This is a genomic window from Brevundimonas aurifodinae (genome assembly GCF_040195595.1).
GTDB classification, from domain to species: domain Bacteria; phylum Pseudomonadota; class Alphaproteobacteria; order Caulobacterales; family Caulobacteraceae; genus Brevundimonas; species Brevundimonas aurifodinae.
Window position 1 is genome coordinate 12,730 of sequence record NZ_JBEGDD010000002.1, and the last position, 25,117, is coordinate 37,846.

Genomic DNA, 25,117 nt, shown 5'->3' on the forward strand with positions numbered 1-25,117 from the left:
GCGGTCGGGGATGATCAGCAAAGGGTCGGGGGCGGGCTCCCCAAAAAAGAGAGGCGGCGACCTCATAAAGGTCGCCGCCCATCGCCAGGCTAGATCGGAAACCCGACGCCGTCATGACGTCCGTCGGTCGGCAGGGACATGCCTCTCAAAAAGAACCGCCCGGAGCGCGGGCGCTCCGGGCGGAGGGGAGGGCATCTGCCTAGCGATCAGAACGGGATGTCGTCGTTGAGATCGTAGCCGCCGGCCGGCTCCTGAACTGACGGCGCGGGGCCATCCTCGTCGGTCGAGGGCCGATCCCGCCGGTTCTTCAGGCGGATGTCAGCCACGATCAGACGCAGGTCGTAATGTTCGACCCCGTCCTTGCCGGTCCAGGTGTCGTTCTCGACATGGCCCTGGATCACGACGCGGCTGCCCTTACGGGCAAACGGCTCGATGTATTTCTCGGCCGTCGCCTCGTTGAAGCACACGCAGTTGAACCCGGTGGTGCGCTCGCCGGGCGTGCCGTCGGCGCATCGGAACCGGGTGGTCTCCAGCACGCGGAAGCTCGCGCGTTTCTTGCCCGAGCCTTGGGCTGAGAGGATGGACGGATCGGCGGCCAGATAGCCTTCGAGGGTGAGGGATTGCATGTCAGTCTCCTGAAAATGAAAGGTGAAGGGGAGGGAGTCAGGCGGCGACGCGGTCATCGATGCCGGTGTCGGCCTCGCGATCCTCGGCCCAGTCGAGGACGGTGAGCCGGTTGATGACCAGCTCCTTGGCGGTGCGCTCGGCCCCGTCCCGCGCCTTGTAGGACGTGTCGATTAAGGCCCCGATCACGACCGCCTCGCATCCCTGCGCCAGGCCGCGCGCGATGACCTTCTCGTTCAGGCCCTTGGACCAGCTGACGCAGTTGACGCCGACGAGCCGGTCCTTGCCGGCGCTGTCCACGCCGCGTTTCTCGATCAGCCGAAACACCGCCTTGGCGAAGTCCTCGCTGATCTGGGGGTCGGCCGCCAACCGGCCGGTGAACACCATGGTCTGCATGTCAGTCTCCTGTTGATCCGAGGCACCGGGGAGCCAATCTCCCTCATCCCGCCTCACCCGAGACCTCCCTTCCTCCCGACCTCCTCCTGACCGGGCGGGGCCTTCGCCCCGCCCGGCAATCTCAGGCCGCCGCACCGTCGAGGACGGTCTGCACCGGATGACGACGCAGCACCGCCTCCAGCACCTCCGGCCGGTCCACCGGCACGAACACCCGGGGCGTGAAGGCGATGATCTCGACGAAGCACCCCAGCGCCACCAGCGCATCCCGGTCGGTGCGGCCGCCCACCACCTCGATCCGCCAGCGGTCCATCACCCGCGCCCGCTTGAGCCAGAGCCCGCCCTCCAGCGAGAGCTGGACACTCCGATCGAGCAGGGTGGCGAGGGTTTGCGCCCCGTCCGACCAGGCCGCACCGACCTCGGTCAAACCCAGCGCCGCCTTCAGCGTCCTGGCTTGAACGGCGTCCAGCACCCGACCCAGCCAACGCCGCCCATCGGGGGCGCGGACCCGACGGACAGAACAGCCCCGCGCCGGTAACCGACCCCAGATCGGCAACAACAGGCCGGTCGCCAGGGTCAGTTCGCGCGTTCGCCAAGGGTCGGTCATCGCGACTTCCTCATCCCAGACGCGCCGCCAGTCGGCGACGGCCGCCGGCTTCCAGGCCGACTCCTCGAAAGCCTTCTGCGGCATCGTCTGGCGGTCGTCGGGTCGAACGAGCCGGACCGCGCTGACGAGGCGATCCTCGTCCGTCGCCGTGGTCAGGCCGAGCTCCGCGATCGCCGCCCGTCCCGACTTCTCGTTGACGACCAACTGGTGCGCGATGTCCTCGGCCCGACCGAGCGCGTCCTCCGAGCTCAAGAGCTCGCGCCGGACCTTGAGTGAGAAGGTCACCAGGGCGGTCTCCGACCCTGTCGAGACGTCGGTACGGATTACCTCCTGCTCCAGAACCTCCAGCTCTTCGGCCTGGATGTCCTCGAGGCCCCGGTCCAGATCGCCGGAGGCGGCGGCGCGTTCGAGGATGCCCGACAGGATGCGGTCGAAGTCGGAGAACAGGGCGTTCTGGTCGGCGATGCGCAGCGCCAGCAGGCGGTTCAGGAAGGTGTGGATCGGCGGCAGATCATCCGAGGGCTTCAAGCCCCCGTCGGCGTCCATCAGCTTCAGGCCCGTCTTGGCCATGAAGGTCTCCAGCGTCATGGACGCCAGCTCCCCGAAGGCGAGGGCACCGTAGAAGACCAAGAGGGCGCGACGCGCCCACGGGCTCTCCAGATTGTCCTCGGCCCGGAACAGGCCGGCCCCGGCGGTCCGGCGCTCGCCGCGCGTCAGCGCGCCCAAAGAATCCAGACGCCGGGCGATGGTCGAGGTGAACCGTTTCTCGCCCTGGATGTCGGTGGTGACCGGCCGGAACAGGGGCGCCGACGCCTGATGGGTCCGGTGGCTGCGGCCCAGCCCCTGGATGGCAGCGTCGGCCCGCCAGCCCGGCTCGACCAGATAGTGGACCCGCCGTTGCTGGTTCTCGGCGGACAGATCGGCGTGATAGCTGCGGCCCGTACCACCGGCATCCGAGAAGATCAGAACCCGCTTCCGCCCCAACATGAAGGCGTCGGTCTCGGCGCGGGCGGCGGCCGCCCCGCGCCGCTCGACCACCCGGCGACCGTCGCGCACCACCACGCGTCGCGACCGTCCGGTGATCTCCGAGACGGCATCGGTGCCGAAGGCTTCCAGGAAGGCGTCAAGCACGCCCGGCACGGCGGGCAGGCAGGCCATCCGCTCGATCAGGGCCTCCCGCCGCGCGAGCGCCTCCTGGCTGACGGCAGGGCGACTGCCGTCCATGACGGGGAGGAGCGTGACGTTGCCGTCGCCGTCCTCGATCGCCTCCATCAGATGGATGGGAAAGGCTTCGCGCAGATAGTCGAGGACATACTCGCGAGGGGTCAGGTCGATGGAGAGGTTGTTCCATTCCTCCGGCGGAATGGACGCCAGTCGGCGTTCCATCACCGCCTCGTTGGTCGAGACGATCTGGACCACGGCCGAGCGTCCTGACGCGAGATCATCCCGGATCGCGGCGATCAAGCTGGGGGCCTTCAGCCCGGCCAGCAGGTGGCCGAAGAAGCGCAGCTTGGCGCCCTCGAAAGCGGAATGGATCGCCGAAGCCGCCTGACCGTTCCTGGGCTTGCCGTCGTCGTCATTGACGCCCGTCGCCTTCAAAGCCTCGGCCAGGTTGGCGTGGATCAGTTGGAAGGCGTCGGCCCACTGGTCCCAGATGCCGATGTCGTCCGACGTGAGCGGATGGACCAGCGGCTCAAACTCGACCCCCTCGAACGAAAGCGACCGGGCCACATAGAGCCCGAGCGCCTTGAGCTCGCGCGCCACCAGTTCCATGGCCGCGACGCCGCCCCGGTCCATGGCCTCCAGGAAGTCGGCGCGAGACATGAAGGGGGCTTCGGGCCCGCCCCACAGGCCCAGGCGGGCGGCATAGGCCAGGTTCTCTGCCGTGGTCGCGCCGGTGGCGGAGACATAGAGCACCCGCGCGTCCGGCAGCCGGTTCTGCAGCGCGAGCCCCGCCATGCCCTGCAGCGAGGCCTTCTTCGTTCCGCGCGCGCCCTTGCCGCCTCCGGCGGCGTTGGCCATCGCATGGGCCTCGTCGAAGGCGATCACCCCGTCGAAGTCGTCGCCCAGCCAGGCGACGATCTGGTCGAGCCGAGATGGCCGGTCACCGCGGGCCGGTTGGCGCAGGGTGGCGTATGTGGTGAACAGCACGCCGCGATCCAGCCGGATCGCCTCGCCCTGTTTCCAGCTCGACAAGGGCACGATGTCATGGGCCCCGCCGCCGATGGCGGTCCAGTCCCGGCGGGCGTCTTCCAGCAGGGCGTCGTTCCGAGACAGCCAAAGCGCCCGCACCCGGCCCTGGGCCATATTGTCGGCGATGATAGCCGCGATCTGGCGGCCCTTGCCGCAGCCCGTGCCATCACCGAGGAAGAAGCCGCGCCGGAACTGGATCGCGTTTTCCTGGTCATCGCGTAGCAGGACAACGTCGTGCTGCGCGTCCCCCAGCCGGAAACGTCCGGGAAGGTGCGCGGCATGGGCCTCGCCAGCGTAAATCACGGTCTCTGTCTGAGCGTCCGAGATCCGTCCCTCATCCCGCATCATGGGGTGCAGCATCGGCCGGTAGGTCGGGGCCGGTGGCGAGACCGACGCCATCGGTCCGGACTCGACCAGCGGCGATGGATGCGGACGGGGATCAGGCAGATCGAGCCGCGCGAGGCTGTGTGCCTGGTAGAGACCGACGTCTCGGCCTTCGCCGCTCCATGACGTGACCTGATAAGACAGCGGCGTCGCGCCCGCCAGAAAAGCGAGGCGGCAAGAGGGCAAAGCGAGGCCGCGTTCGCGCTGCCCAAGCAACGCCCCAACGGACACCTGCACGCGGGCGCGGGGTCGTGCGCCGATGCGGGCGGGGAGGGCGGCGACGAGCCGGGCCGCTCCCATCAGGTCGTCTGCACTGAGCACCGGCGGGATCTCGGCCAGCTCCGCCGAACGATCGACGACCAGGAGGCCGGTCTCGACGGACGTCCCATGTTTGGCGAAGGCGCCGGTCGGCAAGGCGATGCGGGCGATGATTGTGCCCTCAGCACCCAGACGTCGCAGCAAGGCGTCGTTCGTCAGCCCGCTCAGAGGCACGATCGCCGCCAATCGGCCATGGTCAGACAAGGCCCTCACGGACGCCAGCAGATGGTCGGCGAGGTCCGAGAAGGGCGGATTGGTCACCACAACGTCGAAGCCGCCCGCGCCGGGGCTCAGGTCGTGGATATGACGGGCGTTGTGACGGGTCCGCTCCGCCGAAGGAAACAGCCGGTCAATAAGGTCGGCGCGACCCGGCGCGATCTCGTTGAGCGCGAGCGCGCCGCCGCAGGCCTCGGCCACGACTGCCAGAAGCCCGGTGCCGGCGGAGGGCTCGAGAACGCGGTCGCCGGGCCGGACCTGAGCGGCCAGGACCACGAGGGCGGCCAGTTCCGGCGGCGTCGAGAACTGGTCGAGCGCGACCTGTTCCTCGCTCCGGCGCGTATGGGTCAGGCCCAGCGCGGAGACCGAAGCCAGGAGCGCGGCGATCTCCGCCGGCGCATCCTCCAACCGCGCGACCTGAGGCGCGAGACGCCGGATCTGCAGCACGGTCGCGGCTTCGATCGCGTCATAGGCGTCGCGCCAGACCCAGCCGCCTTCGGCGTCCGAGGCCCCGAAGGCCGTTGTCATCACCTGGGCGACGAGCCGCCGGTCGAGCGGGCGCGACCGCGCCAGATGGGTCGCCAGCGCCCGAGCGGCGGACAGCACATTGGCAGCGACGTCCGTGCCGGCGGGGTCGGCGAACAAGCTGAGGGTGGAGGTTGGCGGGGTGGAGGACGTGCGGATTGAAGGCATGGCGTGGGTTCCGGTCGCCTGGAGCGGAGGGCGCCTCCCTCTCTGTCCTCCAGGCTCGCCTCGCCCCGCCCTTCCTCCGCCTCCCGACCCTCGGAACAGCACAACGCCGCCCCGACAGAAGCCGGGGCGGCGCGTGGTCGTGAACGCGAAGGCTCAGGCCGCTGCCGAGGCGAGCGCGGCCTCGCCCGCCTGCGTGACGACGAACGCTCCGGCGCCATCGTCCGGCGCGTCGTCCAGTTCGTCCTCCGGATTGGCCTCGTCCTCCACGTCAGACGTCTCCGCGTCGTCGGACGCCGCCCATGACAGGCCGATCGGCGCCCAGGACCGCGACGCCGCCTGTTCGGCGACCCAGTCGACGAGCTCCGTCTTCTTCAGCGATTTCGCCCGCTCGTCCTCGGCCCCCATGGCGGCCAGCATGTCGAGCAGCAGGGCTTTGGAATGGGGCTGGAGGAAGGGCGCATCGGGCGTCCAGTGGAGCGTGATGTCCGCGCCGCACAGGGCGGCGAGTTCGGCCGCCTCGGCGCGGGCGCGGCGGCGGATCAGGGTCGTGCGCTCTTCGCGCACGTCCAGGCTGATCGCCGTCAGTTCGGCCAGCAGGGCCATCTTCTCGCCGTGGGGCAAGCCGTGGATCCAGGCGATGACTGTCTCGCCGGACGCCTCCCAGGTCGCCCGGCGTTGATCGAGCCTCTGGCGCACCTCGCCGTCCAGACTCTCGATCACCCGGCCGCCCGGAGGATTGAAGCCTGTGGCCAGGACGGCGAGGGCTGAGTCCGAGCGCGCGACATGGGTGCGCACGACCAGCAGGGTGAACAGGCGCGCGATCAGGGCCACCAGCGCAGCGCCCGGATCGTCCGCCATGGCCCGGATCAGGCCGCGCGTGGCCACATCGGTGCGGACGGCGTGCAGGCCGTGATTCACGCCGTCGGTCTCCGGCTCGGGAGCCTCGACCTCAGGCGGCATATAGGCCGCCGGAGCGACGGGGCGTGTCGTCGCCTCGCCATCGACCGTGTTCTCTGCCTCCAGCTCGGGCTCCTCGGGCGTGTAGCACCTGACCTCGACGCCCATGGGCGACGCCGGGGACATCACCATCGTCGTCACGGCCCGACCGCGGGAACCAGTCTGATCGACTTCGATTTTGGCGCGGATCATGGCGACGAGGGCGGCGTCAGCGGCCTCGGGATCGGACGCTTCGGCCAGCGTCAGCCCTGCTGCCTCGGCGCGTTCGCGCCAGACGTCGCGCTGGGCGCGATAGCGCGCCATCTCCTCGGCATTCAGGACGCCGCCGTAGACATAGCCGAGCGCCTCGAGGTCCTCCGGCAGGTCCGGCTCTTGGCCGGCCGTGACGTGAACCGCGATGCCCTCGGCCTCGAACACGGCGGCGATGCCGCGGGCCCGCTTCAGCCAGGCCTCGGTCAACACGTCGGGATCCAGCAGCACCGGCGCCAGCTCCCCGAAGAGATCGACTTCGGTGCGCCCGCCCGCGGCCGCATAGGCGGCTTCGCCGACCAGGGCGCAACGGCGATCGTGTGGCGTAACGCGCGAGGCGTCCAGGCGCTCAATGATGCGCCAGTCCTGAAACCCGTGGCCCGACAGCGCGACCTCGGCGATCTCGGCCTGTTCTTCGGCGTTCGGCAACCTCGCCAGGAGCCGGGCCTGTTTCAAGCTAATCCGCCCGGCCTTGAGCGCGCCGATCGCGACCGGGGGGAGGGCGGCCAGGGCGGCCAGCCGCTTGATCTCGATCTCAGCGTAGCCAAGAGCGCGGGCGATGACCGGGATGGTCAGCTTGGTCTTAAGCATCCGGCCAATGGCGACGATGACGTCGGCCACATGGACGGGTGTGGCAGTGTTGGTCAGGAGGAGGGCGGCAGCCTGACGCGCTTGATCGGTTTCGACATAGACCGTGACGGGATAGTCTTCATCGATGACGCCGGCCTCGAGCAGCAGCCCCAACGCCAGCCGTCGGCGACGGCCGTCCAGGGCCATCCAGGGCTGTTCCTTCTTGCCGCGGCCGGGCCTGACGGTCAGGCGCTGCAGCTGGCCGGCCGCCCTGATCGTGGCGGCCAAGGTCGGGATGTCATCGTCTGGCGGTTCGTTGAAGCGCAGGTTCTCGGGCGCGATGCCGAGGTCGCCCAGGCGGATGGTGCGTTCGTCTCGGTCGACGACGACGGCGGGCGTGTCGTCGAGCGGGGTGATGACGGGAACGAGGTCGGTCATGGGGGATCTCCCGCCGGGCGACGGGGCCGATCCCCGCCGCTCCGGCGTCCCTCAGCGCCCTCGCTCCGCCTTTGCTTGCGCCATCGCGACCGCGTTCCAGTCGTCGAACGGGGCGTCGGGCCACACCACCTCCGCGCGGAGGCCGAGATCGACCAGTCGCCGGTGCAGCCGCCAGCCCCGGTCCTGCCCGACAAGACCCCGATCGGCGGCGATGAGCACGCGCCGCACGCAGGACGGCGGTGTCCAGCGTGCCAGATTGTTCGCCGCCAAAAGCGCCCAGCCGGGCAACTGGAAGCGCTCGATCGCCGAAAGGGTGGTGAACACGCCTTCGGCGACCAGCATCTCTCGGTCAGGCGGCCAGAGGCGGACGGCAGCGCCGGGCGGCACGTGTCCCACGGTCTTGCGCGACACTCTGAGCTCGGTCGCCCGACAGCCGTTGGGAAGCAGATAGGTGAGTTCGACGCCAGTCAGCCGATCGGCGTCGTCGCTGATCCGGGCAATGAGGGCAGGGCGGTGGGCACCGCCGGACCGATAGACGGACGTCGGCGCATGTGAATGATGTCGAAGGTTCGACGACGCTATCCCGCCGGTCACTGACCGAGACCGGATGTGTCGTGCCGCCGCGCTGGTCACGCCGATGGGCACAGCGCTCTCCCAAAGGTGGGCGGCGGCTTCGAGCCGGGCCAGACGATCGGGCCTGGGCCAAGTCGATCCGGCATGGCCACTGCCCGTCAACCGCCCGCCGTCGTCAATGAAGCCGCGTCGACGCAGATCGTCGCGCATGGCGCGCCAATCGGTGGCTCCGAAGCCGTGGATCACCAGCCGTCCGTCCGAAAGCAGCAAGGAGACGGAACGGTCATGGGGGCTGTGCCCAGGGGCCGGCACATTGGCGCGATGGCCACCCTGATAAAGATCGCCGCCCAGGGCGGTGACGATGGCGTGCAAGGACATGACGCGCTCAGATCAGACCGAGGGTACGAAAGCTCGCTGTGCCTTCCCGCCCGACGATGACGTGATCATGCACGTGAAGGCCGAACACCTTGGCCGCCTCGATGATCTGGCGCGTGACCGTAATGTCTGCCTGAGAGGGCGTGGGGTCGCCCGAGGGATGGTTATGGACCAGAATGAGCGCCGACGCCGAAAGCTCCAGCGCGCGCCGTATGACCTCGCGGGGATAGACGGGCGCATGGTCGACGGACCCGTCTGCGACCAGCTCGTCGCGCATCAGGATATTGCGCCGGTCGAGGAAGAGGGCGCGGAACTGTTCCCGGGGCAGATGGGCCAGGGCGATCCGAGCATAGTCGAGAAGTGCGTGCCAGGAGCTCAACACCGGCCGGGCGCAGACGGCGCTGCGTGCCAAACGCACACTCAGCTGGCGGAGAAGTTTGAGGTCCATGATCGCTGCCGCCCCGACGCCGTCCACGCGTCCAAGCTCGGGCCCGTCAGCGGCGGCGATGCCGCCCAGGTCCCCAAACTGTCCCAGCAGGTCGGCGGCCACCCGTCCTGCGATAGGAGCGGAAACGCTTCGACCGAGCAGCAGACACAGCAGATCGTGGTCTGACATCCGTTCCAGACTGGAGGGGTCTGGCCCGTCTGAAGCGGCAGTCGATCGTGCTGGTCGGATCGGATGGGCATGGGCTGAAATCTGCGTCACGGCGGCCTCCTGGCTTCCGCTCCCCGTCGGAGCGCCAGCCGCCGCCCTCACTCTCTCCCTCCATCGACGCCGCGGTGGCCGGATAACCAGAAATCGATCTTGATGATCCTGGCGAACGTACCGCTATGCCGAGGTCCTGCATTCCACAGTGATGTGCGCAAGCTCGTGCACAGGGACCAAGCGAGCCCGGACCACGTCGGCGACGACGTTCCCCGAGACGCTGACGATGGCGGCATAAGCCTCAGGACCGACTCTCCAGACGTGCAGATCAACGATACGAGCGTCGCCTGGTCCTTCGATGCAATCGCGGACTTCCTCACTGAGGTGCGCGTCGGTCGTATCGAGCAGGACGGCCGCGGTGTCGCGCATCAGGCTCCAGGACCAACGGGCGATCACGATGGCTCCGACGATACCCATGGCAGGGTCAAGCCACGACCAACCGAGGAACAATCCGGCGAGCAGCGCCAAGATCGCCAGCACCGAGGTCAGGGCGTCGGCCAGGACGTGCATATAGGCAGCACGCAGATTGTTGTCCTTATGGGCCGCATGGCCATGCCCGACATGGTGATCATCGTCGTGATGATGCTCGTGCCCGTGACCATGTCCGGGCCCGTGATGATGACCGCCTGACAAAAGGATCGCGCTGACGACGTTCACGGCTAGGCCGATCACGGCCACCGTCGCGGCCGGGCCGAAATCAACCGCCTCGGGCTTGAGCAGGCGCATGACCGACTCGACCGCGATCGCGATGGAGACGATGCCGAGGACCAGGGCCGAGGCAAAGCCTGCTAGGTCGCCGACCTTGCCGGTGCCGAAGCTGAATCGCGGATCGGTCGCGTATCTTCGCGCGAAGGCATATGCTCCCGCGGCGACCGCGAGCGCTCCGGCGTGCGTTGCCATGTGGAAGCCGTCGGCCAGCAGCGCCATCGAGCCGTAGACGGTGCCTGCGACGATCTCGCCGACCATCATGAATGTGGTCAGTGCCACCACCCACAGGGTGCGACGCGCATTGTCGTCGTGGGTGGAACCCAGAAAATTGTGGTCATGGGTGTGGAGATGCGGGTCGGCGGTCGTCATTGTCGAACCTATCGGGAATAGCGGCGGATGATGACGAGCATTTCGGCGGCCCCGGTCTCGCGCTCCTCATCCGTCAAATCGGATCGAGCCACATGCTGATGAAGGTGGTCCTCGATCAGTTCTTCAAGCAGACCGCTCATGGCCCCTCGCGCGGCCGCCACCTGTTGCAGAATTTGCGAGCAATCCGCCTCGGTCTCGATCGACCGCTCGATCGCCGCCAGCTGGCCGCTGATCCGGCGGACGCGGGTGGTGAGCTTCTTCTTGTTGCCTGCGACGTGTGCCATACAATACTCCTCTATAGTATATTTCGTGATGAAGGTAGGGGGTGGCGGAGTGAGCGATCCTGAATCTCACCCTTGGTCGGCACGCCTTCGATCCCTATCCCTTCATTTTCCTGAACCTGTTGTTGTCGATGCTCGCTGCGATCCAGGCCCCGATCATCATGATGAGTCAGAACCGGCAGGCTACGAAAGATCGGCTGGATGCCTCACATGACTATGAGGTCAACCTGAAGGCGGAGATCGAGATCATGGCCCTGCATGAAAAACTGGATCAGATGCGTGACAGTCAAATCCAGACCTTGATCAGCAAACAGCAGGAGCAGATCGAGCTGTTGAAGACTCTGTTGCGCAAAGACGGCGTCGCGGCCGAAACGCCCCAAGGTCAGGCCTGATGCACGTCCGCCTCTCGTTCTGCGGCCCTCCAGACATCCCGCGCCGCATCGGCGTTTAGCGCTGCGATCGCCAGGCCGACAATCAGGTCCGGCCAAGCGGAACGCCAAAGGAAGGCGGTCACGAGGCCGGCGGCGACGATCGCCACATTGGCCAGAGCATCATTGCGGGCGGACAGGAAGGCGGCGCGCGTCAGACTGCCCCGGCTGGCGCGGAACCGTGTGAGCAAAAGGGCGCAGGCGAGGTTGACTGCTAAGGCCCCCGGTCCGGTCACCGAAAGCAAAATCGGCTGCGGAGGGGACGGCGCCTGAAACTGGCTCCAAGCCGTCCAGATCGTCGCCAGTCCCGGGATCAGGATCAAAATGGCCAGGCATCGACCGACCCGTGCCCGAACCGTCGCCGAAGCCATAAGCGTCATGCCGATCAACAGGTTGATCGCTGCGTCCTCAAGAAAGTCGACGGAGTCCGCGAAAAGGGAGACCGACCCAATGGCCCGCGCGACCGTGAACTCGACCCCGAAATAGGAGAGGTTCAGGAAGGCAACCAACCAAACGGTCTGGCGCAGGTCCATCTGGTAACCGGTTGACCTCACGCGATCTACCCAGTTCCGAGGGGTTCAAGTGCCATCTCCTCCGCCAAGCCCTCTCGCTGCGAACCGGTTCTGATGACGAACGCGAGGATGAGCAGTTTAGCCCGGTTTGATCAAGGACGCGGAGCGAACAGGATGACGCCTGCACCGATCAGGCACAGCATAGCCCCACTGACATCCCATCGGTCGGGGCGGCTGCCCTCGACCAGCCAGAGCCAAAGAAGAGACGACAGGATATAGACGCCGCCGTAGGCGGCATAGGCACGTCCCGCGGCTTCGACCTCCACAAGGGTCAGCAACCAGGCGAACACCGCCAAGCATGCCAACCCCGGAACGATCCACGCCACCGACCTGCCCAGGCGAATCCAGGCCCAGAAGGCGTAGCAGCCTGCGATCTCGGCGAGCGCCGCACCGAGATAGACTGCTAGCGTCGCCGGCGAGATCGTGGCGGGCGTCATCCGTGGCTGGCGAACACGCGGGTGGCACCGTTTTTGAGGATCAGCAGGGTCTGGAACCCCTGGACCCGGTCGGCCGGGGCTGGCATCCCCGGGGATCCCGCCGGCATGCCCGGCACCGACAGACCGAAGGCGTTGGGGCGCTCGCGGACCAGTCGGGCCACGTCCTCGGCCGGCACATGTCCCTCGATCGCATAGGACCCCACAACTCCAGTGTGACAGGACGCCAGGGCGTCGGGCACGCCGTAGCGGCGGCGAATGGGGGCAAGGTCTTCCAACTCGCGCACCGTCGCCGTCCATCCGGCCGCCGTCAAATGCTGGACCCAGGCCCCGCAGCAGCCGCACCAAGGCGTCTTGTAGACGGTGATGGCCTGAACCGCCTGGGCCGCAAGGACCGGCGAAGCCAAGACCGATGACGCCAGGGCCAGACCCGGCAAGGCCCGGACAAAAGACCGACGGGAGGGCGCGAGCTGGGGGGCGGGCGAGAGGGACAAGTCGGTAGGCTCCGTTCGACACCACCTATCGCGCCTATGGTCTTCGTCGTCGAGGTTCGCCGATCTTTAGTGGGAAGCGAGGATGTCGCAGCGTCGTACGCGGGGGCCACTCGTGTTGAAGTTTGCCCTGAGGCGGGATACGTGAGCCTCAGGAGTTCCCTTGCCGCCATCGATTCGGACATTCTGCGTCTCGCTATGCGTCGCTTTGGTGGCGGCGCTGACCTTGCACGCGTCCGCTCAGGCTCAGCATGAGGTCGGACATTCGGCCGGCTGGCCTCCCGTCGCCATGGTGGCGAGCGACGACCACGGGCATGCTCACATGCATGTGGCGCCGACCGAAACCACACCCGATGCACCGGACCAAGACCAGGACGGACAGCCGACCGGACATCACCACAGCGGCGTCGAAAAGCCATCGACCACGCCAGCCCTGAGCGTGGCTGGGCCGCTGCAGCTGGTCCGTGTCTCGGAGCACAGCCTCGGGCGAAGCCCACCCTTGGAAGACGTCGGGCTCGACGGGCCCGAATACCCCCCGAAACGGACAGGCGCGATCCTTTGATCCGACGCGGCCAGCCGGCCGCGCGCGCCATTTCGTTTTTGGAGATATCCCTTGCAGACCCCATTGTCCGGCTTTGCCGGATCGCGGGCGCGTACACCGACCGTCACGGTCCTCGCGCTCATTCTGGCGGCCGCCATGCCGCCGTCCTTCGCCATGGCACAGACCCCACCGTCGGCTGACGCAGCCGCTCGCTCTCTGACCCTCGAAGAGGCTCTCGCCCTTGCGGCCTCGGCCGATCCTGCCCTCGCGGGTACGGCTGCCCGGATGCGCGCTGCTGAAGCGGGGGTGCGCCAGGCCGACGTCCGGCGCAATCCGACCCTGGGGTTGGTCGCTGAGAATATCGGTGGTGTCGGTGGCATCGGCCTGATCGACCGTTCCGAGACGACCCTGACCTACGAGCAGCCGATCGAGCGGGGCGGCGACCGGGATGCCCGCGTTTCCCTGGCGCGCAGCGAGGGTGTGCTGGTCGGCGCCACGGCGCAGGTCCGACGGCTAGACCGGCTCGAACAGGTTCAGACCGCCTGGGCAGAAGCCTTGGCCGCACAGGCCGAGGTCGTGATCGCGCGAGAACGACTCGATCTGGCCGAACGGTTCCAGACCGAGGTCCAGCGCCGCGTAAACGCTGCACGCGACCCCCTGTTCGCGGGAGCCCGGGCCGAGTCCGAACTGGCCCAGGCCCAGATCGATTTCGATCAGGCCGAGATCGCGGCGCGTCTCGGGCGGGCCACTCTCGCCAGCTTCTGGATGGGACCGGCCGACTTCGTACTACACGACGAGGATTTCACCGACACCAGCGCGGCGCGTCGTCCAGCCGGTGATCCCACGATCATCGATGAGACGGCGATCGCGGCCCAACGCGACATCGCGACCTCACAGGTCGCCGTGGAACGAGCCCGCGCCGTGCCGGACGCCTCGGTCAGCGTGGGGGTGAGGCATCTGTGGAACGAAGACGCGCTCGCCTTCGTGGTCGGCGGCTCCATCCCGCTCGGCCGATATGATCGCAACGAGGGGGCAATCGAACGCGCCCAGGCCGAACGGATCGCGGCCGAGGCTGATCTGTCCGCCCTGCGGATCGAACGGGACCGGGAGATCGCCCGGCTCCAGGTCCTGCTGGCCGCCAAGGCCAGCGAGGCCCGGCGCATCGGCGAGGAGACCCTGCCCCAGGCCGAGCGTGCCGTGGTTCTCGTCCGTGAAGGCTTCGCTCGCGGCGGCTTCACCTACAACGACGTCATCCAGGCCCAGACCGCGCTTTTGCAGACGCGGGCGCGGCGAGTGGCGGTTCTGAGATCCTTTCATATCGAGCGCGCCCGCCTTGACCGGCTGACCGGCGCGCATGGCGGCCTGACCGGCCTGGAGATGCAACCATGATCCGCTATCCGACCGCACGGCGAGGCCTGGCCGCGCCGCTGCTGACCCTGGCCCTGGCCGTCGCCGGTTGCGGCGAGGGCGCGCCGGAAAAGCTGAGCCCCGAGGCTGCCGCCGCTGCCGCCGCAGACTATGAGCGAGGGCCGCACAATGGGCGGATGTTGCGCGACGGCGACTTCGCTCTGGAGATCACGATCTTTGAGGAAGGTCCGGAACCGCTCTATCGGCTCTACCCCTATTTGAAGGACAAGCCTGTCGATCCGCGTCAGGTCCAGGCGTCCATTGCCCTGACCCGCCTGGGGCCTTCGGTGGACCGGTTCGTCTTCACGGCGGCCGAGGATTATCTGACCAGTCCGACCGTCGTGGCGGAGCCGCATTCGTTCGACGTTTCGGTGGCGGCGACTCATGCGGGCAAGCGATCGACCTGGAGCTACCCGTCCTATGAGGGGCGCACGATCATCACGGCCGCCGCCGCACAGGCCGGCGGCGTGACGACCGAGCGTGCCGGTGGCGCGGTACTGGGCGAGAGCCTACCGTTGAGTGGTCGGGTCGAGATCACGCCGGAGGGCCAGAGCGAGGTCCACGCCCGTTATCCGGGCCGGATCATGGCATTGAACGCCGAATTGGGTCAGCGGGTTTCGCGGGGGCAGGTCCTCGCCTGGGTCGAGTCCAGCGAAAGTCTTCAGACCTACTCGGTCACCGCGCCGATCTCGGGCGTCATCATGGAGAAGAACGCGGTCCCCGGCGAGATCACCGGCAATGGCGAGCCGATGCTGGTGATCGGCGACCCCACGCGTCTTCACGCCGAGTTCTCGCTCTATCCGCGCGACGCCGAGCGTGTTCGTGCCGGACAGCGGGTCGAGGTCACCAGCCTGGCCGGAGATCACCGGTTCAACGGCGTGATCGAAACTATCCTGCCCGGCACCGATCCGATGAGCCAGACCCTGATCGCCCATGTCGATCTGGCCTATATGGGCGGGGTCTGGCGGCCGGGACTGGGGGTCCAAGGCATAGTGCAGGTGGGGCAGGGCGAGGTGCCGCTCGCGGTCCAAACCAAGGCCATCATGCCCTTCCGCGACTTCCAGGTCGTCTACGCCAAGGTCGGCAATACCTATGAGGTGCGGATGCTCGACCTGGGTCGCCGCACCGACGAATGGACCGAGGTGCTGGGCGGGCTCGAACCCGGCACCGAATACGTCGTCGACGGCGCCTTCCTCATTCGCGCGGACATCGACAAGTCCGGCGCGAGCCATGACCACTAGGGGGCGCGCACACCATGCTTGAACGCATCATCGCGCTGTCGATCCGCTTCCGCTGGGGGGTTATGGCGCTGGTCCTGCTGGCCTGCGCGGTCGGTGTCTGGAGTTTCCAGCGCCTGCCGATCGACGCCACGCCAGACATCACCAACGTCCAGATCCAGATCAACACCGAAGCCCCTGGCTATTCGCCGCTCGAGGCCGAACAACGCATCACCTTTCCGGTCGAGACGGCCGTGGCTGGGGTGCCGGGTCTGCAGTATACACGGTCGGTCTCCCGCTATGGGCTGAGCCAGGTCACCGTCGTCTTCGAGGACGGGACCGACATCTATTTTGCGCGCCAGCTGGTCAATGAGCGCCTGCAAGGTGCGCTGGGCCAGCTGCCGCCTGGGATTTCCCCGGAGATGGGCCCTATCGCCACTGGCCTGGGCGAAATCTTCATGTACACGATCGAGGCCGAACCCGGCGCCCGCCGCCCGGACGGCCAGCCCTACACGACCGAAGACTTGCGCACGCTACAGGACTGGGTGATCCGGCCCCAGCTGCGCAACACCAAGGGCGTCACCGAGGTCAACACCATCGGGGGCTTTGAGCGCCAATATCACGTCACCCCGAACCCCGACCGGCTCTCGGCCTATGGTGTGACCATGGCCGAGGTGGTGGAGGCCCTTGGCAACAATAACGCCAACGTCGGTGCCGGCTATGTCGAACGCTATGGCGAACAGTATCTGATCCGCGTGCCGGGACAGGCCTCGACCACAGAGGACCTGGGCAATGTCGTCATCGCCACGCGCGGCGGCGTGCCGATCCGCATCGCCGATGTTGCCGATGTCGGCATGGGCGAGGAACTGCGGACCGGAGCGGCGACCGAGGACGGCAAGGAGACCGTTCTGGCCACCGTGCTGATGCTGGCCGGCGAGAACAGCCGCGTCGTAGCCCAGGCCGCAGCCGTGAGCCTGGAGGAAGCCGCGCGCGCCCTTCCCAACGGCGTGACCGCCTCGCCGGTCTATGACCGGACGGACCTGGTCGAACGCGCCATCCATACGGTCGAGAAGAACCTGCTGGAAGGCGCGCTGCTGGTCATCGTCGTGCTGTTCCTGCTGCTGGGCAACATCCGCGCCGCTCTGATCACGGCGGCGGTCATTCCCGTGACCATGCTGATGACCATCACCGGCATGGTGCGGACCGGCACCTCGGGCAATCTGATGAGTCTCGGCGCGCTCGACTTCGGGCTGATCGTCGACGGGGCCGTCATCATCGTCGAGAACTGCCTGCGCCGCTTCGGCGAGGCCCAGCATCGGCTGGGTCGCGTGCTGACCCGGGAGGAACGCTTCGAACTGGCGGCCACGGCCTCCAGCGAGGTGATCCGGCCGTCCCTGTTCGGGGTGATGATCATCACCCTGGTCTATGTGCCGATCTTTGCCCTGACCGGCGTGGAGGGAAAGACCTTCCACCCGATGGCGATCACCGTGGTCATCGCCCTGACGGCGGCCCTGGTCCTGTCGCTGACCTTCGTGCCAGCAGCGGTGGCGATGTTCGTCACCGGCAAGGTCGAGGAAAAGGACAGCTTCCTGATGCGCTGGGCGCGCGTCGGCTATCAGCCGGCGCTCGATTTCGCACTGAAGACCCGGTTCCTGATGATCGGCGTGGGTGTCTTCCTGGTGGCGCTCGCCGGCTTCGGGGCGTCGCGGATGGGGTCGGAGTTCATCCCGAACCTGGACGAGGGCGACATCGCCATGCACGCGCTGCGCATTCCCGGCACCAGCCTGAGCCAGGCCATCCAGATGCAGACCGCGCTGGAGGCCCGCATCGCCGAGTTTCCCGAGGTTGAGCGGGTCGTCGCCAAGATCGGCACCGCCGAGGTGGCCACCGATCCGGTGCCGCCTTCGGTCGCCGACACCTTCATCATGCTGAAGGATCGCAAGGAATGGCCTGATCCCCGCAAATCCCGCGGCCAGCTGGTCGATGAGATGGAAGCGGCGGTGAACGAGGTTCCCGGCAGCAAATACGAGTTCACCCAGCCGATCCAGATGCGGTTCAACGAACTGCTCTCAGGCGTACGTGCCGACGTCGCCATCAAGATCTTCGGCGACGATCTGGACGAACTGCTGAGGCTCGGTGCCGAGATCGAGACTATCGTGGCGAGCGTCGAAGGCTCGGCCGATCCGCAGACCGAACAGGTCACGGGTCTGCCGGTGCTGCAGATCACGCCGGACCGGACGGCCATGGCCCGGCTGGGCTTAAGCGTGAACGACGTCCAGTCGGTCATCTCCACTTCGATGGGCGGCACGACCGCGGGGCAGATCTTCGAGGGCGACCGGCGGTTCGACGTCGTCGTCCGTCTGCCCGAGGACATCCGGTCCAATACCGACGCGATTGGTCGCCTGCAGGTGCCCCTGCCGGCGAACGAAGGCCAGCCGCGTCAGTTCGTGCCCCTGGCCGAGGTCGCCACCATCGCCCTCACGGTCGGTCCCAACCAGATCAGCCGCGAGGACGGCAAGCGACGGATCGTGGTCACCTCCAACGTCCGGGACCGCGATCTGGGTTCGTTCATCGGCGAGGTCCAGGACAGGATCGAAACCGATGTCGAGGTGCCTGCCGGATACTGGGTCACCTATGGCGGCACATTCGAACAGCTGATCTCGGCGGCCAAGCGGCTTCAGGTCGTCGTGCCGGCGGTGCTGCTGCTGATCTTCGGTCTGCTGTACGCGTTGTTCCGCTCTTGGAAGGACTCGGCCATCGTCTTCTCCGGCGTGCCCCTGGCGCTGACCGGGGGCGTCGCGGCCTTGATGATGCGGGACCTGCCGCTGTCGATCTCGGCGGGCGTGGGCTTCATCGCCCTGTCCGGCGTGGCCGTGCTGAACGGTGTCGTCATGGTCAGCTTCATCAGGGGCTTGATCGAGGAGGGCAAGCCCGTTGCCGAGGCCATCCGCGAGGGGGCTTTGACCCGCCTGCGCCCGGTGCTGATGACCGCCCTGGTCGCCAGCCTCGGCTTCGTGCCGATGGCGCTCAACGTCGGAGCCGGCGCCGAGGTCCAGCGCCCGCTGGCCACGGTCGTGATCGGCGGGATCCTCTCCTCCACGATCCTGACCCTGCTGGTCCTGCCCGCGCTCTACAGCCTGGTGCATGGCCGCGATCGGTCCAGCGACCAGCCGCGTCCGGCCTGGCTGGATCATCTCCCGTTCCGACCCAGGCGGGGGGGCCGATGACCCGGTCCCCCTCATTCCTCCCTGCAGACCCAACTTCTGGAAAGGTCCCCATGACAGTGGCTTACCGCCCCGACCCCTGGTCGTGGCTCAGATCTCCTGCCACGGCGCTGCTCGCCGTTCTGCTGTTCTTTCTGATCGACGGCGTCACCGCCCAAGCCCTCGCCCACGGTGTCGCCGACGGCGACAAGGGCTACATCCAGGAAACGTCCGGGATCGTGTTCTGGCCATTCGTCTATCTGGGGGCCAAACATATGGTCACCGGATACGACCATCTGCTGTTCCTGTTCGGCGTGATCTTCTTCCTCTACCGGATGAAGGATATCTCGATCTATGTGACGATGTTCGCCATCGGCCACTCCACGACGCTTCTGCTGGGCGTCCTGATGGATGTCAGCGTGTCCAGCTATCTGGTCGATGCCATCATCGGACTGTCGGTGGTCTACAAGGCCTTGGACAATCTCGGGGCCTTCCAGCGCTGGTTCGGGGTCCAGCCCAACACCAAGGTCTCGACCCTGGTGTTCGGCCTGTTCCACGGCTTTGGCCTGGCGACCAAGCTGCAGGACTTCAACATGGCCCCGGACGGCCTGTTCGTGAATCTGGTCGCCTTCAACATCGGCGTCGAGATAGGCCAGCTCCTGGCCCTGGGCGCCATCCTGATCGCCATGGGGTTCTGGCGGAAGACCGGCAGTTTCTGGCGGCATGCCTATGTCGCCAACGTCGTCCTGATGACCCTCGGTTTCGTTCTGACGGGCTATCAGCTCGTCGGCTATTTCGTCCTCTGATCGGAGACTGACCCATGTACAACGCCAACAAGCCCACCGCCTCCGAACTGCCCTCGACCGCCAAGCTGCTGAAGTCGACGGGCATCGCCGCGGTCATCGCCGCCGGCCTGCTGGTCACGATCGTCATGCCCGCTGAATACGGGGTCGATCCGACCCGCGTCGGCTCGGTGTTCGGCCTGACCGAGATGGGCCGGATCAAGGTCTTGCTCGCCGCTGAGGCTCAGGCCGAGGAGGCAGCGGAGGCCAGCGCAGCGACCGCGGCTGCGGCTCCGGCACCCGCGACAGAGACGACCTCGCTCGCCCCGACGGCGGATGCGACCGCGCCTGCGACCGCAGCTCCCGGCGCGGCTCCGGTAGCCACCGCGGCCCAGGCCGCGACGCGGTCGGACCGGACGGTTTTGACATTGGCACCCGATCAGGGCGCAGAGATCAAGCTGGTGATGGAGGAGGGGGCCACGGTCCGCTACAGCTGGTCCAGCAGCGGTGGTCGGGTCAACTACGACACCCATGCCGACCGGCCGGGAACCTCCTACCACGGCTATGCCAAGGGCTCGGAGCAGCGGGTCGAGGACACGTTGACGGCGGTCTTCACCGGCAGTCACGGCTGGTTCTGGCGCAACCGCACGGGCGCGCCGGTGACCATCACCCTGATCACCGAAGGCGCCTACAGCGAAGTCAAGCGGGTCGTCTGACCGATCCCGCCCCGTCGTCGGTCCGATCGGAACCGACGACGGGGCAGGTTCGGCCGACGCGGCGCCCCTCAGGAGAGATGCAGATGTTTTCGCCGCTTCGCCACGCTGGTTACCGCAACCTGTTCACGGCCCAGGTCGCCGCCCTGCTCGGGACCGGAATGGCCACCGTCGCCCTGGGTCTGCTGGCCTTTGATCTCGCGGGGGCGGACGCGGGCCAGGTGCTGGGGGCGGCGCTGGCGATCAAGATGATCGCCTATATCGGCGTGGCCCCGTTCGCCAGCGCCCTGTCGGCGCGGCTGCCGCGAAAGACCCTGCTGGTCTCGCTGGATGTTGTGCGGGCGGGGGTCGCCGTCAGCCTGCCCTTCGTCACCGAGCCGTGGCAGGTCTACGGGCTGATGACCGTGCTTTATGTCGCGTCCGCCGCCTTCACCCCGGCGTTCCAGGCGATGATCCCGGACCTGTTGCCCGACGAGGCGGAATACACCAAGGCCCTGTCGCTCTCGCGGCTGGCCGCCGATCTGGAGAGCGTGGCCAGCCCGGTGCTGGCGGCGCTGCTGCTGGCCTTCATCAGCTACAACAACCTGTTCGTCGGCACGGCCCTGGGCTTTGTCGTCTCGGCCCTGTTCGTGGTCGGGGCCAGCCTGCCGGTACTGAGCAGACTCCAGCCCAAACCCTTCATCCAGCGGCTGACCGGAGGCTTGCGGCTGTTCGCGCTCACGCCGCGTCTGCGCGGGCTCCTCGCTATCAGCCTGGCCACGGCGGCGGGTGGGGCCATGGTGTTCGTCAACACTGTCGTCCTCGTCCAGTCGCAGTTCGGCCTGTCGCAACAGGCGACCGCCTGGGCGCTGGCGGCCTTCGGCGGTGGGTCGATGACCGCGGCCGTCGTCCTGCCGCGCCTCCTCAGCCGGGTGTCGGATCGTACCGCCATGGTACTGGGGGCCGGTGTGATGACATCGGTCCTCCTGGCGGGAGCCTGGGTCGCCGTCAGCTATCCGGTCCTGATCGGTCTGTGGGTGATCATGGGCTTTGGGTATTCATTGACCATCACCCCGGCGGGGCGAGCCTTACGGCGGTCATCAACGGCCCAGGATCGACCGGCTCTGTTCGCCGCCCAATTCGCCCTGTCCCACGCCTGCTGGCTGATCGCTTATCCGGTTGCGGGGCTGGTCAGCGCGGAGGCCGATCCTGCTGCGGCCTTTCTGGTTCTGGCGGCGCTGTGCGCGACGGGCGCAGTGCTCGGTCTGTTGATCTGGCCGGCGCGGGACCCTGAGACCGTGGCGCATAGCCATCCCGAGCTGGCAGCGGACGATCCGCATCTGGCGGACGGAGCGGCTGGGGGTGCCGAGGCCGCTCACGCTCATCCCTTCGTGATCGATGAGCGACATGACCGCTGGCCACGAGCCTGATTCTGAGAAAGCGGGCGCGGCGATGCTTCAGAACCGAACTCAGTGTTCGGCAAGGCATTCGGCGTGATCGCCGAGCACCTCGATGACCCTGCACTCCCTGGCCGAGCCGTGCGGACACTCCGCCATCCGGGCCACCTCCGCCCGCAGGGCTGTCAGCCGGGCGATCCTGTGATCGATGGCGGCGAGGTGAGAGCGGGCGATGCTGTCGGCGCTCTCACATGATCCGCCCGGTTCGCCGGCCAAAGCCAACAACTCGCGGATAGGCTCGATCTCGAACCCCAACTCGCGTGCATGACGGATGAAGCGAAGCCGCCTCAAGTCGCTCTGTTCGTAAAGCCGACGATTACCGTCGGTGCGCAGCGGGGAGGGCAGCAGCGCGATCTGTTCATAGTAGCGGATCGTCGGGACCTTGATCCCACAGGCCCTGGAGGCCGCTCCGATCGTGACGCCCTGGCTCATTTTGCTCTTGCTCCTCTAGTAGCTAGAGGAAGTAGCGTCGGCAGGTCTTCAGGACAAGGAGCAGGCGATGCCAGTGCAAACGACCGAGAGCCGGTATCGCGTCAGCGGCATGGATTGCCCGAGCTGTGGCCGAAAGATCGACACAGCCCTGCGCAGATTGGCGGGTGTCGACGACGTCACGATCGGCGTCCAGTCCGGCCTGCTGAAGGTTTGTCACAGCGGCGGCCTGAGCGATGACCTCGTCCTGAAGCAGTTGCGCGACCTCGGCTACGACGGCTCGCCAGTGGTGCCCGCGAGCACGAGGCAGGACGCTCCGAGCACTGAGCGTCACGCGCCATCGGATGCCGAGCCCGGCGACGACGGCCAGCCGTGGTGGTGGACGAAGAAGGCCCGGCTGACGGCTTTGTGCGGATTGGCGCTCCTCGCCGCCTATGGCTTGGGGGCTGCCTTCCCGGCGATCGAACGCTATGCTTTTCTGATCGCCTTGGCCGTCGGTCTGATACCGATCGCGAGACGCGCGATCTCGGCGGCGCGCTACGGCAGCCCCTTCAGCATCGAGATGCTGATGACGATCGCCGCGGTTGGTGCGGTCTTCATCGGTGCCGAACAGGAGGCCGCCGCCGTCGTCCTGTTGTTCCTTGTGGGCGAGATGCTGGAAGGCGTCGCTGCCGGTCGCGCGCGCAAGAGTATCCAGGGGCTGGCTACCCTCGTGCCCAAGACCGCTCTTCTCGAAGTGGATGGAGAGACAACGGAGGTTCCCGCCGAAACGCTGGCCATCGCCGCGATCATTCTGGTGCGCCCCGGAGACCGGCTTCCGGCCGACGGGGAAATCGTCGAAGGCTCGGGCGAGATCGACGAGGCCCCGGTCACCGGAGAGAGCGTGCCCAAGCGCAAGACGACGGGCGATCCGGTCTTCGCCGGCACCATCAACGGAGACAGCGTCCTGCGGGTCCGGGTGACGGCGGCTGCCGCCGACAACACCATCGCGCGCGTCGTTCGGCTGGTGGAGGAAGCCCAGGAATCCAAATCCCCGACCGAACGCTTCATTGAGCGGTTTTCAAGGGTCTACACCCCCGCCGTCCTCGTGGTCGCTGCCTTGGTCGCTGTCGTACCACCCTTGCTGTTCGGCGGCGACTGGAGCGGCTGGATCTACAAGGGCCTGGCTGTCCTCCTGATCGGCTGTCCCTGCGCCCTGGTGATCTCCACCCCGGCTGCCATCGCCGCAGGCCTTTCGTCCGGTGCCCGGCGTGGACTGTTGATGAAGGGCGGAGCGGTGCTCGAGACGCTTGGAAAAATCACGGCCATCGCCTTCGACAAGACCGGAACACTGACCGCTGGAAAACCCGTCGTCACGGACATCGTCGCGGGAACGCGTGACCAGGCCGCGCTCCTGGTATTGGCCGCCGCTCTCGAGGCCGGCTCCAGCCACCCTCTGGCCCTGGCCATCCTGTCACGCGCCCGGACCGACGGCATTCGCGCGCCGGCCGCCACGGACACGAGGGCCGCGGCCGGCGAGGGCGTCGAGGGCCTTGTCTCTGGTGAGCGGATCTTTCTGGGTTCGCCCCAGGCGGCGATCGGGCGCGCGCCCCGATCCGAGGCGCAGGACGCAGCGATCGCGGTTCTGAACGACGAGGGCAAGACCGTGTCGGTCATCGTGGCGGGAGGCGAAACCGTCGGCTTCATCGCCATGCGGGACGAAGCCCGACCCGACGCCAAGTCGGGCTTGGCCACTCTCAAGTCGCGCGGCATTCGGACGGTCATGCTGACGGGGGACAATCGGCGCACGGCCGAGGCGGTCGCCGCCAGTCTCGACATCGAGGCGCGCGCGGAACTCTTGCCCGAGGACAAGCTGCGCATCGTCAAGGGCCTGCAGGCCGAGGGCTTCGTCGTCGCCAAGATCGGCGACGGCATCAACGACGCGCCCGCGCTCGCCCAGGCCGATGTCGGCATCGCGATGGGCGGAGGGACCGACGTGGCGCTCGAGACCGCCGACGCTGCCGTCCTTCACGGCCGCGTCCAGGACATTCCCGACATGATCACCCTGTCCGGGGCGGTTATGCGCAACATTCATCAGAACATTGCGATGTCTCTGGGCCTCAAGGCGGTGTTCCTGGTGACGACCATCGTTGGCGTCACCGGCCTGTGGCCTGCCATTCTGGCGGATACCGGCGCGACCGTGCTCGTCACCGCCAATGCCATGCGCCTGCTGGGTTGGAAGCCCCGAAAGGGATGATCCACGTGTCGAAACACCTCCGGATCACACCGTTTGCGTTTTCGCAGTCGCCGCAGCCGTCACCCTGGTCCGGGTCTGGCGATCAGCTCGACGGCACCCGAAATCCGCACAGAACCGCGTGCCGCAAGGGGCCTGCGACCCTGCCGCCATTGATCGTTAAGATAAGCATGCTAAGGGGCGGAATGGGCTCAATCCTGGCCAGGCATCGAATCGTGACGGCGCTTATCGCGTTGTTCGTGGCGGTGCTGGTGCTTGTGCCCTCGATCGATGCCGTGGCCTGTTCCACCGAACTCGAACCGACCCATGCCGCACAGGTGATGGAGGGCGATACGGGCGAAGGCGAAGATATCGGCTCAGCGCACGGCGTCTGCAGCCATGGCCATTGCCATCACGTCAGTACGCCCTTGGGCGGCACGCAGGAGTTGGACACCTCGGCGTGGCTTGAAGGGCGTTCGCGCGCCATAATCGGGGATGATCTCCTGTCGTCCCGCGTTCCCGCGGGCCCGGAGCGCCCTCCCAGGGTCTGACCTGACTTCGCGCGATCGCGCGTCTTCTCGTCAAACCTCATGGGATA

Annotated in this window: 20 protein-coding genes and 1 pseudogene; 9 read left to right on the forward strand and 12 right to left on the reverse strand. The window is 67.3% G+C overall.

Annotation, left to right across the window (positions count from 1 at the left end; all coding sequences use genetic code 11):
* Positions 1 to 206: 206 nt before the first annotated feature.
* The 8 genes from ABN401_RS02555 to ABN401_RS02590 form a co-directional block, all read right to left on the reverse strand.
* Complete coding sequence (locus tag ABN401_RS02555; protein WP_349683270.1) at positions 207 to 626, reverse strand: single-stranded DNA-binding protein; 420 nt, start codon at positions 624 to 626, stop codon at positions 207 to 209.
* Positions 627 to 663: 37 nt separating this feature from the next.
* Complete coding sequence (locus ABN401_RS02560; RefSeq protein ID WP_349683271.1) at positions 664 to 1,020, reverse strand: single-stranded DNA-binding protein; 357 nt, start codon at positions 1,018 to 1,020, stop codon at positions 664 to 666.
* A 121-nt stretch (positions 1,021 to 1,141) separates the two neighbouring features.
* Positions 1,142 to 5,428 (reverse strand): strawberry notch-like NTP hydrolase domain-containing protein, encoded by a 4,287-nt coding sequence (locus ABN401_RS02565; RefSeq protein ID WP_349683272.1) that lies wholly within the window; start codon positions 5,426 to 5,428, stop codon positions 1,142 to 1,144.
* Between the two features lie 153 nt (positions 5,429 to 5,581).
* Entirely contained in the window at positions 5,582 to 7,642 is a 2,061-nt protein-coding gene (locus tag ABN401_RS02570; RefSeq protein ID WP_349683273.1) for a ParB/RepB/Spo0J family partition protein, read from the reverse strand.
* A gap of 51 nt (positions 7,643 to 7,693) precedes the next feature.
* Positions 7,694 to 8,593 carry a DUF7146 domain-containing protein gene (locus ABN401_RS02575; RefSeq protein ID WP_349683274.1) on the reverse strand — a complete coding sequence of 300 codons (900 nt, stop codon included), beginning with the start codon at positions 8,591 to 8,593 and terminating at the stop codon, positions 7,694 to 7,696.
* 7 nt (positions 8,594 to 8,600) lie between these two features.
* The gene (gene radC / locus ABN401_RS02580) at positions 8,601 to 9,206 is read right to left on the reverse strand and encodes a RadC family protein (RefSeq protein WP_349683275.1); all 606 of its coding nucleotides are present in this window, start codon (positions 9,204 to 9,206) and stop codon (positions 8,601 to 8,603) included.
* A gap of 213 nt (positions 9,207 to 9,419) precedes the next feature.
* Positions 9,420 to 10,373, reverse strand: coding sequence for a CDF family Co(II)/Ni(II) efflux transporter DmeF (gene dmeF, locus ABN401_RS02585; RefSeq protein WP_349683276.1), 954 nt, complete (start codon positions 10,371 to 10,373; stop codon positions 9,420 to 9,422).
* An 8-nt stretch (positions 10,374 to 10,381) separates the two neighbouring features.
* Positions 10,382 to 10,657 (reverse strand): metal/formaldehyde-sensitive transcriptional repressor, encoded by a 276-nt coding sequence (locus ABN401_RS02590; RefSeq protein WP_349683277.1) that lies wholly within the window; start codon positions 10,655 to 10,657, stop codon positions 10,382 to 10,384.
* Positions 10,658 to 10,740: 83 nt separating this feature from the next.
* On the opposite strand from ABN401_RS02590, the pseudogene ABN401_RS02595 reads away from it, so the two are divergent.
* A pseudogene (locus ABN401_RS02595) lies at positions 10,741 to 11,046 on the forward strand (DUF1003 domain-containing protein); the annotation flags it as partial.
* On the opposite strand, the gene ABN401_RS02600 reads toward ABN401_RS02595, so the two are convergent.
* The 3 genes from ABN401_RS02600 to ABN401_RS02610 all read right to left on the reverse strand — a co-directional run bounded on the left by ABN401_RS02600 (position 11,037) and on the right by ABN401_RS02610 (position 12,582).
* On the reverse strand, positions 11,037 to 11,615 hold the full coding sequence (locus ABN401_RS02600; protein ID WP_349683278.1) for a cation efflux transmembrane domain-containing protein: 579 nt from the start codon (positions 11,613 to 11,615) through the stop codon (positions 11,037 to 11,039). The pseudogene ABN401_RS02595 and the gene ABN401_RS02600 overlap by 10 nt on opposite strands.
* A gap of 131 nt (positions 11,616 to 11,746) precedes the next feature.
* Positions 11,747 to 12,091, reverse strand: a complete 345-nt coding sequence (locus ABN401_RS02605) for a YnfA family protein (protein ID WP_349683279.1) — start codon at positions 12,089 to 12,091, stop codon at positions 11,747 to 11,749.
* Positions 12,088 to 12,582, reverse strand: a complete 495-nt coding sequence (locus tag ABN401_RS02610) for a DUF411 domain-containing protein (protein WP_349683280.1) — start codon at positions 12,580 to 12,582, stop codon at positions 12,088 to 12,090. Before ABN401_RS02610 ends, ABN401_RS02605 begins: the two co-directional genes overlap by 4 nt.
* A 610-nt stretch (positions 12,583 to 13,192) precedes the next feature.
* Here ABN401_RS02610 and ABN401_RS02615 point away from each other — a divergent pair.
* The 6 genes from ABN401_RS02615 (at position 13,193) to ABN401_RS02640 (ending at position 21,851) form a co-directional block, all read left to right on the forward strand.
* Positions 13,193 to 14,509 carry a TolC family protein gene (locus ABN401_RS02615; protein ID WP_349683281.1) on the forward strand — a complete coding sequence of 439 codons (1,317 nt, stop codon included), beginning with the start codon at positions 13,193 to 13,195 and terminating at the stop codon, positions 14,507 to 14,509.
* Complete coding sequence (locus tag ABN401_RS02620; protein WP_349683282.1) at positions 14,506 to 15,768, forward strand: efflux RND transporter periplasmic adaptor subunit; 1,263 nt, start codon at positions 14,506 to 14,508, stop codon at positions 15,766 to 15,768. The genes ABN401_RS02615 and ABN401_RS02620 overlap by 4 nt, the downstream gene beginning before the upstream one ends.
* 14 nt (positions 15,769 to 15,782) lie before the next feature.
* Positions 15,783 to 18,971, forward strand: a complete 3,189-nt coding sequence (locus ABN401_RS02625) for an efflux RND transporter permease subunit (protein ID WP_349683283.1) — start codon at positions 15,783 to 15,785, stop codon at positions 18,969 to 18,971.
* A gap of 50 nt (positions 18,972 to 19,021) precedes the next feature.
* A complete protein-coding gene (locus ABN401_RS02630; RefSeq protein WP_349683284.1) occupies positions 19,022 to 19,753 on the forward strand; it encodes a HupE/UreJ family protein in 732 nt (243 codons plus the stop codon).
* A 14-nt stretch (positions 19,754 to 19,767) separates the two neighbouring features.
* Positions 19,768 to 20,445: a transmembrane anchor protein gene (locus ABN401_RS02635; RefSeq protein ID WP_349683285.1), complete on the forward strand. Its 678-nt coding sequence runs from the start codon at positions 19,768 to 19,770 to the stop codon at positions 20,443 to 20,445.
* An 83-nt stretch (positions 20,446 to 20,528) separates the two neighbouring features.
* Positions 20,529 to 21,851 carry an MFS transporter gene (locus ABN401_RS02640; RefSeq protein WP_349683286.1) on the forward strand — a complete coding sequence of 441 codons (1,323 nt, stop codon included), beginning with the start codon at positions 20,529 to 20,531 and terminating at the stop codon, positions 21,849 to 21,851.
* A 39-nt stretch (positions 21,852 to 21,890) separates the two neighbouring features.
* Here the strand turns inward: ABN401_RS02640 and ABN401_RS02645 are convergent, their stop codons facing one another.
* A complete protein-coding gene (locus ABN401_RS02645) occupies positions 21,891 to 22,310 on the reverse strand; it encodes a MerR family transcriptional regulator (protein WP_349683287.1) in 420 nt (139 codons plus the stop codon).
* 67 nt (positions 22,311 to 22,377) lie between these two features.
* On the opposite strand from ABN401_RS02645, the gene ABN401_RS02650 reads away from it, so the two are divergent.
* Together ABN401_RS02650 and ABN401_RS02655 are read left to right on the forward strand one after the other, a co-directional pair.
* Entirely contained in the window at positions 22,378 to 24,543 is a 2,166-nt protein-coding gene (locus ABN401_RS02650; RefSeq protein WP_349683288.1) for a heavy metal translocating P-type ATPase, read from the forward strand.
* Between the two features lie 182 nt (positions 24,544 to 24,725).
* Positions 24,726 to 25,070, forward strand: coding sequence for a hypothetical protein (locus ABN401_RS02655; RefSeq protein ID WP_349683289.1), 345 nt, complete (start codon positions 24,726 to 24,728; stop codon positions 25,068 to 25,070).
* Positions 25,071 to 25,117: the final 47 nt, after the last annotated feature.